Below are 13,208 nucleotides of genomic sequence, written 5' to 3'. Positions count from 1 at the left end.
CGGGAGAACAGCATGTCCACACGTACGCTCATCTCACCGGCCGTGCTCGCCAGGCGCCGCGGCAAGCGGCTGTACTGGAGCGCCTTCGCCCTGGTCACCGGCGGCTTCACCCTGGTGTTCCTCGGACCGCTGTACTGGCTGGTCTCCAGCGGGTTCAAGGACACCCAGGAGGTGGTCCGGACCCCGCCGACGCTGGTGCCGGAGAGCTTCACCCCCGAGAACTACAGCCGCGCCTGGGAGGTCATGGACCTGTCCTCCCTGCTGTTCAACACCTTCTACTACGCCTTCGGCGCCCTGGCCTTCCAGCTGGTACTCGACGTGGCGGCGGCCTACTCGCTCTCCAAGCTGCGGCCGGTGCTCGGCAAGGCGATCCTCGGGATGATGCTCGTCACTCTGATGATCCCGGCGACCGTCCTGGTCGTGCCCCAGTACCTCACCGTCCTCGACGTGCCGGTCGTCGAGCGGAACCTGCTGAACACCCCGTGGGCGATCTGGCTGCCGTCGGTCACCAACGCCTTCAACATCTTCCTGCTGAAGCGGTTCTTCGACTCGATTCCGAGGGAGCTCCTGGACGCCGCCTCGATGGACGGCGCGAGCCCGACACGGATCCTGTGGTCGATCGTCCTGCCGATCTCCCGGCCGATCCTCGGTGTGGTGTCGATCTTCGCTGTCGTCGGTGTCTGGAAGGACTTCCTCTGGCCGATGCTCACCCTCCCCGACCCGGCGAAGCAGACCCTCAACGTGGGCATCTACTCGCTCTCCAACGGGGTCCCGGTGAACGTCCTCATCGCCGCCCTCACCATCGCCTCGCTGCCGACCCTCCTCGTCTTCCTGGTCTTCCAGCGCAACATCATGGGCGGTCTCACCGCCGGCGGCCTCAAGGGCTGACGCCCGCACCGCCCTTGCCCGCCCTGGCCCCCAAGCCTTCGCCGTCGTCCCGGGCCCATCCCGTCCCCGCTCCTCCGGGACGGCGGCGAAGAACCCCTCCCTGCCCGACCACCTGCCCGAAAGGAACGACCCGTGGCAGCCCCCACTCCGACCCGCACCGCCGACTGGTGGCGCGAGGCCGTCATCTACCAGATCTACCCGCGCAGCTTCGCCGACGGCGACGGGGACGGCACCGGTGACCTCGCGGGCGTCCGGGCGAGGCTGCCGCACCTCGCCTCGCTCGGCGTCGACGCCGTCTGGCTCACCCCCTGGTACGCCTCGCCGATGGTCGACGGCGGCTACGACGTCGCCGACTACCGCGCCATCGACCCCGCCTTCGGCACCCTCGACGAGGCCGAGAAGCTCATCGCGGAGGCCACCGAGATCGGCCTTCGCGTCATCGTCGACATCGTCCCCAACCACGTCTCCGACCAGCACGCCTGGTTCAGGGAGGCGCTCGCCGCCGGCCCCGGAAGCCCGGCGCGCGCCCGCTTCCACTTCCGGCCCGGCCGCGGCGAGAACGGCGAACTCCCGCCCAACGACTGGCCTTCCCAGTTCTCCGGCAGCACCTGGACCCGCGTCCCCGACGGCGAGTGGTACCTCCACCTCTTCACCCCCGAACAGCCCGACCTGAACTGGTCCCATCCCGACGTCCGCCGCGAGCACGAGGAGGTCCTCCGCTTCTGGTTCGAACGCGGCGTCGCCGGCGTCCGCATCGACTCCGCCGCCCTCCTCACCAAGGACCCGGAGCTCCGTGACTTCACCGAGGGCGTCGACCCCCATCCGTACATCGACCTGGACGAGATCCACGACATCTACCGCTCCTGGCGGGCGATAGCCGACGAGTACGGCGCCGTCTTCGTCGGCGAGGTCTGGCTTCCCGACGCCGAACGCTTCGCCCGCTACCTCCGCCCCGACGAACTCCACACCGCGTTCAACTTCGACTTCCTCGCCTGCCCCTGGGAACCGGACCGGCTCCGCCGCACCATCGACGACACCCTCGCCGAACACGCCCCCGTCCAGGCCCCCGCCACCTGGGTGCTGTGCAACCACGACGTCACCCGCACCGTCACCCGCTACGGCCGCGCCGACACCGCCTTCGACTTCGCCGCCAAGCGGTTCGGAACCCCCGCGGACATCGAACTCGGCACCCGCCGCGCTCGCGCCGCCGCCCTCCTCACCCTCGCCCTCCCCGGTTCCGTCTACCTCTACCAGGGGGAGGAGCTGGGCCTCCCCGAGGCCGACATCCCGCCGGACCGCATCCAGGACCCGATGCACTTCCGCTCCGGCGGCACCGACCCCGGCCGCGACGGCTGCCGCGTCCCCCTCCCGTGGGAGGCCGGGGCCCCCGCGTACGGCTTCGGCGGCGACGCGGGTACGGAACCCTGGCTGCCGCAGCCGGCCGACTGGGCCCGCTACGCCGTCGACCGGCAGAGCGCCGATCCCGGCTCCATGCTCGCTCTCTACCGCACGGCCCTCGGCATGCGCCGCTCTGAGCCGGGCTTCGGTGACGGTACGCTGACCTGGCTCCCCGCCCCCGACGGCGTCCTCGCCTTCACGCGTGACGACGGCCTGACCTGCGTCGTCAATCTCTCCGCGGACTCCGTGCAACTCCCCGCCCACCACAGCCTCCTCCTCACCAGCGGCCCCCTCGACCCCACCGGCACCCTGCCCCCGGACATCGCCGTCTGGCTGCGAGGCACCTGACGCAGTCCGTCGGCGGGGATGTCACCGCGTCGCTGACGGAGGGCGCGCTCTTGCGTCATGAAGCCCACCGAGTTTGCCGAACTGACGCAATTCTCTTGCGTTATTTGCGCTAGACTTGCGTGTATGACGCGACGACTTGCTCAGGTGGCGAAGAAGGTGGGGGTCAGCGAGGCGACGGTGAGCCGTGTCCTCAACGGCAAGCCCGGAGTCTCGGATGCGACCCGGCAGTCCGTGCTGACGGCGCTCGACGTGCTCGGTTACGAACGGCCGACGCAGCTGCGAGGCGAGCGCGCCAGGCTCGTCGGTCTCGTCCTGCCGGAGCTCCAGAATCCGATCTTCCCGGCGTTCGCCGAGGTCATCGGCGGTGCGCTCGCCCAGCAGGGGCTCACCCCGGTGCTCTGCACGCAGACCAAGGGCGGTGTCTCCGAGGCCGACTACGTGGACCTGCTGCTCCAGCAGCAGGTGTCGGGCATGGTCTTCGCCGGCGGGCTGTTCGCGCAGGCCGACGCCCCGCACGAGCACTACTACCGGCTGGCCGAGCGCAGCATCCCCGTCGTCCTCGTCAACGCCTCGATCGAGGGCCTCGACTTCCCCTGCGTCTCCTGCGACGACGCCGTCGCCGTCGAGCAGGCCTGGCGCCACCTCGCCTCGCTGGGCCACGAGAAGATCGGACTCGTGCTCGGACCCGAGGACCACGTGCCGTCCCGCCGCAAGCTGGAGGCCGCCCGGGTGGCCGCGAAGGCGGCCGGCATGGAGTGGGACGACGAACTCGTGGAGCGGTCGATCTTCTCGCTGGAGGGTGGGCAGGCCGCCGCCGCGCGCCTCCTGGAGCGCGGGGCCACCGGCATCGTCTGCGGCAGCGACCCGCTGGCCTTGGGGGCGATCAGGGCTGCCCGCCGTCGCGGGCTCTCGGTCCCGGCGGACGTGTCGGTCGTCGGTTTCGACGACTCCGCGTTCATGACCTGCACGGAACCGCCGCTGTCGACGGTGCGCCAGCCCATCGAGGCCATGGGGCGCGCCGCCGTCGACCTGCTGATCGCGCAGATCCAGGGCACCCAGCACCACCCCGGGGAACTGCTCTTCGAGCCCGAGCTCGTCGTCCGCGGCTCGACGGCCCCGCCGCCCGCGCGCTGACCCTCCGCCGGGCCGCGGCCCCTGGATCCCTTCCTTCTCCCGCCCTCAACTTCCCTTTCCAGTACGACAACTGAACAGCCAACACCTGACGGCACCGGTATCGCCGCCCTGAGCGGCCCTGATACCGGTGCCGTCGGCGTTTCCGAAAGATGACGGCTGTTTGCAACCGGACGAGAGCCGTTGACAAAGTCGCCGTCCAGTAGAAACCTTGCGGGCTGACAGCGCAAATGAGACACAGAGTTACTCAAGAAAACGGCTGGCTGTCATTCGATCCTTGTCGGAGCCACGTCGGGCTCCTGGCGCGTGACCCTGTCGAACTCTTCCGAGCTCCCCTGCGCGTCCTTCGGCGAGGGATGCCCGCGACGAAGACAGGTCATGGGCCGCGCCCGCATCGCGGAGAGGTCACCATGAGAGGCACACATCCGAGCAGGCGGTGGGGGGTCGGTCTGCTGACAGCAGGCCTGATCTCCGTAGGACTGCTCCCCGTTCCCGCGCAGGCGGCGGGCGAGGCCAACCTCGCGCTCGGCAGAGCGGCCACGGCCGGCGGCGCACACGGCGCCCACCCGGCGTCCCACGTCACGGACGGAAGTCAACAATCCTACTGGGAAGGCCCGTTGGGGTCCTTCCCGCAGTGGGTGCAGGTCGACCTCGGCACCCAGGTCGACCTCGACCGCCTCGCGCTCAAGCTGCCCACCGGCTGGGAGACGCGCAGTCAGTCCCTCGCCGTCCTCGGCAGCGCGGACGGCGGCGCGTTCAGCACGATCGCCGTCGGCCAGGCGCGCTCGTTCGACCCGTCCGCCGCGAACACGGTGAACATCCACCTGCCCGCGACCACGGCCCGCTTCGTACGCGTCCAGGTCGTCTCCAACACAGGCTGGAACGCCGCCCAGCTCTCCGAGTTGGAGATCTACGGCGAGACCGGGGGCGGCGAGGACCCGGGCGACCCGCCACCGGTCACGGGCACGAACCTGGCGCGCAACAAGCCGATCGAGGCGACGTCCACGGCCCAGAACTACGCGGCCGCCAACGCCAACGACGACAACACCTCCACCTACTGGGAATCCGCGGGATTCCCCGGCGCTCTCACCGTCAAGCTCGGCTCGGACGCCGACATGGAGGCCGTCGTCGTCAAGCTCAACCCCGACGCCGTGTGGGGCCCGCGGACCCAGTCCCTGGAGGTCCTCGGCCGGGCCTCGGGAGCCACCGGCTTCACCACCCTGAAGGCACGCGCCGACCACGTGTTCAGCCCGACGGCGGGCCGGAACACCGTCACCGTCCCCGTGACCGGCCGCGTCTCCGACCTGCGGCTCACCGGCTTCTCCAACACCGGCGCACCCGGCGTCCAGGTCGCGGAGATCCAGGTGATCGGCAAGGCCGCGCCCGCCCCGGACTTCGTCGTCAACGAACTGACCTGGGAACCGGCCACCCCGTCCGAGGCCGACGAGGTGACCGCCAAGGTGGCCGTCCGCAACGCCGGCACCGGACCGGCCGCGGCGACCACGGTGAACGTCAGCGCCGAGGGCACCGTCGCCGGCTCCGCGCCGGTCCCCGCGCTCGCCGTCGGGCAGTCGATCACCGTGGACGTCCCCATCGGCAAGCGTCCGATGGGCTCCTACACCGTCTCGGCCGCGGTCGACCCGACCGACACCGTGCCCGAGCTCGACAACGGCAACAACAGCCGGACCGCGACGAACAAGCTGAACGTCACCCGGACGCAGGGCCCGGACCTGACGGTCACCGGCATCACCCCCAACCCCGCCACACCCGCCGTCGGAGCACCCGTCTCCTTCACGGTCGCCGTCAAGAACCGCGGTACGTCAGCCGTTCCGGCAGGAAGCATCACCCGCCTGACGGCCGGCTCGACCACCCTGTCGGGCGCGACTCCCGCCATCGGCGCGGGAGACACCGCCAACGTCGCCGTCACCGGCACCTGGACGGCCACCAACGGCGGCGTCACCCTGACCGCGACCGCCGACGCCACCGGCACCGTCACCGAGACGAACGAGAACAACAACGTCTTCGGACGGTCCCTGGTCGTCGGGCGCGGTGCCGCCGTCCCGTACACCGAGTACGAGGCCGAGGACGCGAACTACCGCGGCTCCCTCCTGTACACCGACTCCACCCGTCCGTTCGGCCACACCAACTTCGCCACCGAGTCCTCGGGCCGCGAGTCGGTACGCCTCAACACCACCGGCGACCATGTGGAGTTCACCTCCACCAACGCCGCGAACTCCGTCGTCGTGCGCAACTCGATCCCCGACGCGCCCGGCGGCGGCGGACAGGAAGCCACACTCAGCCTCTACGCCGACGGCCAGTTCGTACGGAAGCTGACGCTCTCCTCCAAGCACAGCTGGCTCTACGGCAACACCGACCAGCCGGAGGGGCTCACCAACACCCCGGGCGGTGACGCACGGCGACTCTTCGACGAGTCCCACGCCCTGCTCGCCCAGTCCTACCCGGCCGGCACGAAGTTCCGCCTCCAGCGGGACGCGGGCGACACCGCCGCCTTCTACGTCGTCGACCTGATCGACCTGGAGCAGGTCGCGCCGGCCGCCCCCAAGCCGGCGGAGTGCGCGTCGATCACCACGTACGGCGCCATCCCCGACGACGGCATCGACGACACCGACGCCATCCAGCGGGCCGTCACGGCCGACCAGAGCGGCGACATCCCCTGCGTGTGGATCCCTGCCGGACAGTGGCGCCAGGAGCAGAAGATCCTGACCGACGACCCGCTCAACCGCGGCACCCACAACCAGGTCGGCATCCGGGACGTCACCATCCGCGGCGCCGGCATGTGGCACTCGCAGCTCTACACGCTGACCCCGCCGCACCTGGCCAACGGCATCAACCACCCGCACGAGGGCAACTTCGGCTTCGACATCGACGACAACACCAAGATCTCGGACATCGCCATCTTCGGCTCCGGCACCATCCGGGGCGGCGACGGCAACGCCGAGGGCGGTGTCGGCCTCAACGGACGCTTCGGCGAGAACACCAAGGTCAGCAACGTCTGGATCGAGCACGCCAACGTCGGCGCCTGGGTCGGCCGCGACTACTCCAACATCCCCGAGCTGTGGGGACCGGGCGACGGCCTGGAGTTCAGCGGCATGCGGATCCGCAACACCTACGCCGACGGCGTCAACTTCGCCAACGGCACCCGCAACTCCACCGTCCACAACTCGTCCTTCCGTAACACCGGTGACGACGCCCTCGCCGTCTGGGCCAGCAAGTACGTCAAGGACACCTCGGTGGACGTCGGCCACGACAACCACTTCCGCAACAACACGGTCCAGCTGCCCTGGCGCGCCAACGGCATCGCGGTCTACGGCGGTCACGGCAACACCATCGAGAACAACGTCATCGCCGACACCATGAACTACCCGGGGATCATGCTGGCCACCGACCACGACCCGCTGCCCTTCTCCGGGCAGACCCTCATCGCCAACAACGCGCTGCACCGCACCGGCGGTGCCTTCTGGAACGAGGACCAGGAGTTCGGCGCCATCACCCTCTTCGCCCAGGGCCCCGACATCCCCGGCGTCACCATCCGCGACACCGACATCCACGAGTCGACCTACGACGGCATCCAGTTCAAGACCGGTGGCGGCGCCATGCCGAACGTGAAGGTCTCGAACGTCCGCATCGACACGTCGCTCAACGGCTGCGGCATCCTCGCGATGAGCGGCGCACGCGGCAGCGCCACGCTGACCGGCGTCACCATCACGAACTCGGCCAAGGGCGACGTCTGCTCCCAGTCCGGCACGCAGTTCACGCTCAACCAGGGCTGACGCCCTGACAGCGGTGGGACGCCCGCCTCCGCAAGCAGGCGTCCCACCGCACCGACCCACGCCAACCTCCTGGCGGCCGGCTTCCGCGACGTCTGGACGGAGACCCGCCGCAGGGACCCCGGCTTCAGCTGCTGCCAGGCCCCCGACCTGCGCAATGCCGCATCCATCCTCGGGCAGCGCATCGACTGCGTGCTGTTCCGCAACGGCTTCGAGGCCGTGCGTGCCGAGCGCGTGGGCGAGGAGCAGGTAGGCCGACCGTACTCCGTCCGGTCTGTGGCCCTCCGACCACGCGGGCGTCGTGGCCGCACCCAGGCTGCCGCGAGGCTGACGGCCTCCTCTCGCCCCGCGCCGTATTGACCTCGGCTCGGGGCGGGAGGCGGACGGGCCGGCCTAGCGAGGAGCGCCGTACGCGTCCGTCCAGGATCGCCGCCTGGCCGCGTGCCACCAGAGGCCGGCTCCACCCAGGATCGACACGACTCCGAGGGCGCCGGCCGTGGCGATCCCCAGCGGCGGTCCCTCGGTCACACGCCCGAGGACGGCGGAGGCCGCCACGCCGCCCGAGTGTTCGTCGAGGAAGTACCGCGAGTCGTTCGAATTCCCCCGGTTGTCACCCAACAGGAACAGGAACCCCTCCGGCACGCGCACGTCGTACGGCTCCGAAGCCGGTCCGACGGGGGTGTCGTTCCTGTACGGCTCGTCCAGGGGCCGTCCGTTCACCGTGACCCGGTCTCCGTCGGAAACGACGTGATCGCCGCCGGTCCCGACGACCCGCTGAAGGACCGGCGCGTCCCGGTAGCGTTCGGGGACGCGAATGAGGAGCACATCGCCCCGGCGTACGGCGTCCGCGTCGACGCGCTCGGTGAACAGCCGCTCGCCCACGGGGTACGTGGGCTCCATCGAGGCGCCCCTCACAGTGACTCCCCGGTGGGTGATGGAGAACGACCCGATGCCGCCCAGCACCAGGACCAGTCCGCCCGCCACCATGCCGATCCCTGCGGTCCTCAGCCGCCGGTTCGTTTCCTGCCGCCGCATGAACGTTCCTCCCTCACACCGCCCTTGGGCCGGACGGACCTGCAGAGGGTAGAGGGTTCCGGGACGGCGACGCACCCGGGCCCGGCCGCGCGGTCTCCTCCTCGTCACGAGGCACCCACCTGCGGCTCGGGGGCAGGCCTACGATTCCTCGGCGACGGTGTCACCGGAGGACCGGGCCGACCTGCGCCTGCGGAACACCACCACGCCGCACACCATGAGGAGGAGGACGGCCACACCGGACACCCCGAGGGCCGCATGCTCGGCGAAGAGCCTTCCCAGCACTTCGAGCACGCCGAGCCCCGCGGTCGCGTAGATCAGTGCCCAGGCCGCTCCGCCCACGAACAGGGCAGGGAGGTAACGCGGCAGCGGCATGCGCATGCTGCCCGCGAGGAAGTTGACGGCGGTCTGGAAACCGACGGTCAGGAAGGAGACGGCCACCACCGGTGCGCCCCACCGCTGGATCGCCCGCTCGGCCCGCTGGAACCTCGCCGAGGAGATCCGCCCGGCGAACCTGCTGCGCCGGGCACCGGCGCCGGCGAGCCAGCCGACGGCGAACGTCCCTCCCGCGCGGAGGAGGACGATGACATAGAGGGCTCCGGCAGTGAGCGCGACCTTACCCACGACGCCTCGCCCCGGCCTCCGGGCCGAAACCCGGGACGCCCGTCACCCGCATGGGCGTCCCGCCCCGGCGGGCGCACGACGCGCGCAAGCCCGGTCACCGTCTCTCACCTGCGCCCTGCCTCTGCTCGTCGAGTCCTATGGGTGGCAAGGTTAGCCTAACCGAATGACGGAACGGGGGTCGCAGAGGGCGCCCGGAGCAAGGCCGAGAAGCCGACGGGAGCCGACGGGGGTCCACGTCGACGGGGGCGGACCCGCTCCGGACCCGATTGTCAGTGGCGGCTCGTAGCGTCGTGAGTACGAGGGCCGGGATCCTCCCCGACCCGCCGGACGCACGGGAGCGGGCCATGGGTGAGATCACCGTCAGCGCGCAGCACATCGACCACCTGCTGCACGACCCGGCGAGCGCGTACGGCGCTCCCTACATGCGGGCGTACGCCGACCTCGCCGCCTCGCACCGCGGCCGGCCCGTCGGCGAGATCGTGCCGCTGCTCCGCGCAGCCGCCGACGCCGCACTCCTCGGGTTCACCGGCGCCGACCTGGCCGAGCAGGCGGAGGCGATCAGCAGCGGCGCACCGTACGAGCTCCGCGTCCGCGTCACCGGGTAGCTCCTCGCCACCGGCGAGGACTGCATCCTTTGGCCTACCGCGCTTTCGTCCCTGTGGAGGACGGTCTCGCGGCACCGCCGCGAGAGGGTTGATCCGTGCGAACAACCATCGGATACACCGTCGAAAGCATCGGCTACGTCATAGGAGCCCAGGGGCTTGTCAGCTTCGCTTCGCAGACCTTCTTCGGCACGGAGTGGGGCTGGATGCACAAGGTCGTCGACCTTCCGTCCACCGCCTACCTCGGCGTCGTCGCCATAGGGCTGACGTTCGTCGCCGGCGGAGTGAAGACGCGCAGAGCGCCTGGGCGCCAGAAGGCCTTCTGACCGCCGTTGCTTCCCGCCGGCGGCGTCAGCGCGTCCGTACGTGGAGGACGTGCGCGTCGAGGGGTAGGGGACGGTGTCCGACGAGTTCAAGGCCGACTGCGTCGAACAGCCGCGCGTACTCGTCGGCTCGGCGCTCACGGCCGCCGGTGTTGCACAGCATGTGCAGGTCCCATGCGGTAGCCAGGGAAGGGGCGGCGTCGTCGGGCAGCAGGCGTTCGACGACGAGGAGGTCGGCGTGGGACGGCATCGCTCGCGCGAGGTGCCGCAGGATGTCGCGGCACCGTGCGTCGTCCCAGTCGTGCAGGACGCGGGAGAGCAGGTACACGTCCCCGGCCGACGGTACGTCGGCGAAGTCGCCGACCTGGTAGGCGCATCGGTCGCCGACACCGGCGGCGGCGAGACGCTCGCGTGCGGCGGCCACGACGTGCGGCCGTTCCAGGAGGATCCCGCGGAGCGAGGTGTGGGCGGCCAGGACCCGGCCGAGGAGTTCACCGGTGCCGCCGGCGACGTCGATCACGGTACGGGGTGCGGGGGCTGTGGCTGCCGCCGTGAGGACGGGATGTGCGGGCAGGGGGTCGAACATCCGGGAGCTGGCGGCCATGGACCGGTCGAACGTCGCGGCGAGGCCGGGGTCGTGGGCGAAATGGTCGAAGTGGTTCTCGCCGTAGAGGTGCTCGAAGCCCGGCTCGCCGGTCCGTACGGAGTGGGCCAGATGCGCGAAGGACTGGTAGAAGGGGCCGCCGTACATGAGCGCCAGGGGCCGCATCGAGCCGGTGGCGTCCTCGCGCAGGAGCAGGCCGGCGGCGGTGAGGCGGAACCCTTCCCGGTCCTCGGTCACGACGCCCACCATGGCGAGGTAGCGCAGCAGCGTCTCCAGCGCGTCCGGCCGCGCGCCGACCGCGTGCGCCAACCGCTCGGCGCTGAGAGGTTCGTGCGGGCTGAGCGCCTCCGGCAGCCGCAAATCGGCGCAGGCGGTGAGGGCTTGGGTGGTCCAGGCCCCGGTCAGCAGGCGCAGGAGCGATTCGGCCTCGCGGGATTCCGGGCGGGCGTCCGTGGCCGCGCCTGCGTCCGTGCCCGAACGCTGCTCCTCCAGGTGCTCCGCGAGCACGTCCCGGTGGTCACCGCTCGCGTACAGCTCCATGCGCCGGTAGTCGGTCTTCGTCTCCGCAGGTGTGGCGAAGTAGAACACGGTGCCGTCCTCGTGCGGGTTGTATCCGCCGCCGTCGGCGACCGCGCCGTGCCGGGCGAGGCTCGCCCGGAGCCCGCGCAGGAGCAGGGGGTCGGGCTGCTCCACGTCGAAGGCCAGGTGGGCCTCGTGGTCGAGGGCGCGCTCCTGTGCCGCGAGCGCGGACAGGGCGGAGCCCGGCGGCACGGCGAGCGCGAACACCTCGACGGCGCGAGGTTCGCCGGAGGGACTGTGAGCGGCGGGGCGGAGAATCCTCACGTCAAGATCGGCGGGGGCGAGTGCGTGGCGGGCGGCCAGGCGGTCGCGTACGACGACGCTCGGCTGGGCCGCGGTGTCGTCGGGGAGACCGCAGGCGGCGAGTGCGGCGCGGAGTCCCGCGTGGTCGGCGGGGAAGACCAGGAGCGCGGCGTGGGCGAAGCGGCATCGGTCGGCCACCGCGCGGAGCTCGGGACCGTCGAGGCCGGGCAGGACGCGGGAGAGCAGGACGGAGGTCTCCTGTTCCCGGACGAACTCGGCCGTCGCGCGCAGGCGTCGGACGTCGTCGGGTGCGAGGGCAGTCGTCAGGGCAGGGGTGGTGATCATGGGGGATCCTCGGTGGATGATCAGGCGGGAGCGGGGCCGCGGCTGCCGGGCCGGGGCCCTTGGGACGTGCTGGGCGCGGAAGGGGTCAGACGCCGACGTACTGCTCGGCGAACCAGTCCTGATGGGTACGGGACGTCCGCAGCGACTCCATGCGGGAGCGGCGCATGCCCTCCTGGAACGGCGGTGCACCGTGGAGGAGGCCGATCATCCAGTGCGAGAACTCCTGCGCACGCCAGATGTGCGTCAGGCACCGGTCCGAGTAGCGGGCGAGTGGCTCGGGGTTGCCGCGGTGGAGGTCGTCGGCGAGTGCCTCGGCGAGGAGCTCGGCCTCCAGGACGGCGAGGTTGGCGCCCTTCGCGGCGGAGGGGCTGATGAGGCCGGCGGCGTCGCCGGCCAGGAAGAGGGAGCCGTGCCGGAGCGTACCGAGCACGTCGGACTCGAGGTCGACGACGGCGCGCTGGACGATCCGCCCGCGGCGTAGGGGACCGTGGTCGGCGCTCCGCATCCGCAGATCGAGCTCGTCCCAGATCCGTTCCTCGCTCCAGTCGTCGGCGGGGGTGCCGCGCTCGCACTGGAGGTAGTAGCGGGTGATGTCGGTGGACCGGGCCATGTGCCCGGCGAATCCGCGGGGGTGTGTGGCGTAGCCGACGGCGTCGAGGCTGGGCGGTGCCTCGGCGAGGAGTCCCAGCCAGGAGACCCCGTGGTCGCGGTGATGCCGTACGGCTCCGTCCGGGAGCGACTTCCGTCCGGCACCGTGGCGCCCGTCGCAGGCGGCGACGTACGTCGCCCGCCACCGGACGGTCCGACCGTCCGGCTCCCGGGCCTCCACCCACGGCCGGTCGCCGTCCGCGTCGCCGACCTGCACCGCTTCGGTGTCGAAGCGGATCCGGCCCCCGGCGCCGAGGTACGCGGCCAGCAGGTCGGCCACGAGCTCGTGCTGGGGATAGACGGTGTGGGGTTCGCCGTTCCCGAGCTGTCGGTAGTTCAGCCGGAAGCACCCGTCCTCGGTGCGGAACTCGCAGACGCCGTGTTCGCGTCCCCGGCGCCGCAGTCCCTCGTCGAGGCCGTGGCGGCGCAGTACGCGCGCGGTGTGAGGGACGAGGAACCCGGCCCGGGCCCGGTTCACGACGTGGTCGCGCCCGGTGCGTTCGAGGACGACGCAGTCGATGCCGCTTCGCAGTAAGAGGTTGCCGAGGACGAGCCCGGCCGGACCGGCTCCGAGGATGACGACGTCAGCCGACTCCCGGCCGTCCCCTGTGTGTTGACTGTCTGTCACGAAAGTGGATCTTAAGCACGGGGGAGT

10 protein-coding genes are annotated in these 13,208 nt (G+C 71.1%); 6 read left to right on the top strand and 4 right to left on the bottom strand.

What is annotated here, in order from left to right:
- Positions 1–12 precede the first annotated feature (12 nt).
- The 4 genes from DEJ46_RS01280 to DEJ46_RS01265 all read left to right on the top strand — a co-directional run bounded on the left by DEJ46_RS01280 (position 13) and on the right by DEJ46_RS01265 (position 7,556).
- Positions 13–888 carry a carbohydrate ABC transporter permease gene (locus DEJ46_RS01280; protein ID WP_150263638.1) on the top strand — a complete coding sequence of 292 codons (876 nt, stop codon included), beginning with the start codon at positions 13–15 and terminating at the stop codon, positions 886–888.
- Between the two features lie 132 nt (positions 889–1,020).
- On the top strand, positions 1,021–2,634 hold the full coding sequence (locus DEJ46_RS01275) for a glycoside hydrolase family 13 protein (protein WP_150263636.1): 1,614 nt from the start codon (positions 1,021–1,023) through the stop codon (positions 2,632–2,634).
- Positions 2,635–2,757: 123 nt separating this feature from the next.
- Positions 2,758–3,768 carry a LacI family DNA-binding transcriptional regulator gene (locus DEJ46_RS01270; protein ID WP_150263634.1) on the top strand — a complete coding sequence of 337 codons (1,011 nt, stop codon included), beginning with the start codon at positions 2,758–2,760 and terminating at the stop codon, positions 3,766–3,768.
- A gap of 407 nt (positions 3,769–4,175) precedes the next feature.
- A complete protein-coding gene (locus DEJ46_RS01265) occupies positions 4,176–7,556 on the top strand; it encodes a CARDB domain-containing protein (protein WP_150263632.1) in 3,381 nt (1,126 codons plus the stop codon).
- Between the two features lie 390 nt (positions 7,557–7,946).
- Here the strand turns inward: DEJ46_RS01265 and lepB are convergent, their stop codons facing one another.
- On the bottom strand, positions 7,947–8,588 hold the full coding sequence (gene lepB / locus DEJ46_RS01260) for a signal peptidase I (protein ID WP_150263630.1): 642 nt from the start codon (positions 8,586–8,588) through the stop codon (positions 7,947–7,949).
- 138 nt (positions 8,589–8,726) lie between these two features.
- Positions 8,727–9,209, bottom strand: coding sequence for a DedA family protein (locus tag DEJ46_RS01255; RefSeq protein ID WP_150263629.1), 483 nt, complete (start codon positions 9,207–9,209; stop codon positions 8,727–8,729).
- Between the two features lie 344 nt (positions 9,210–9,553).
- Between DEJ46_RS01255 and DEJ46_RS01250 the strand changes: the two genes are divergently transcribed.
- Positions 9,554–9,814 carry a hypothetical protein gene (locus DEJ46_RS01250; protein ID WP_150263627.1) on the top strand — a complete coding sequence of 87 codons (261 nt, stop codon included), beginning with the start codon at positions 9,554–9,556 and terminating at the stop codon, positions 9,812–9,814.
- Between the two features lie 95 nt (positions 9,815–9,909).
- The gene (locus DEJ46_RS01245; RefSeq protein ID WP_150263625.1) at positions 9,910–10,137 is read left to right on the top strand and encodes a hypothetical protein; all 228 of its coding nucleotides are present in this window, start codon (positions 9,910–9,912) and stop codon (positions 10,135–10,137) included.
- A 25-nt stretch (positions 10,138–10,162) separates the two neighbouring features.
- On the opposite strand, the gene DEJ46_RS01240 is transcribed toward DEJ46_RS01245, so the two are convergent.
- Positions 10,163–11,905, bottom strand: a complete 1,743-nt coding sequence (locus DEJ46_RS01240; protein WP_150263623.1) for a methyltransferase — start codon at positions 11,903–11,905, stop codon at positions 10,163–10,165.
- Between the two features lie 85 nt (positions 11,906–11,990).
- Positions 11,991–13,181: a 4-hydroxybenzoate 3-monooxygenase gene (locus DEJ46_RS01235; protein WP_150263621.1), complete on the bottom strand. Its 1,191-nt coding sequence runs from the start codon at positions 13,179–13,181 to the stop codon at positions 11,991–11,993.
- Between the last annotated feature and the right edge of the window lie 27 nt (positions 13,182–13,208).

Origin of the sequence: Streptomyces venezuelae (genome assembly GCF_008642375.1) — a bacterium.
Lineage (GTDB): Bacteria > Actinomycetota > Actinomycetes > Streptomycetales > Streptomycetaceae > Streptomyces > Streptomyces venezuelae_G.
The sequence above is the reverse complement of the archived record's forward strand: the minus strand, read 5'-3'. Positions and strand labels throughout refer to the sequence as shown.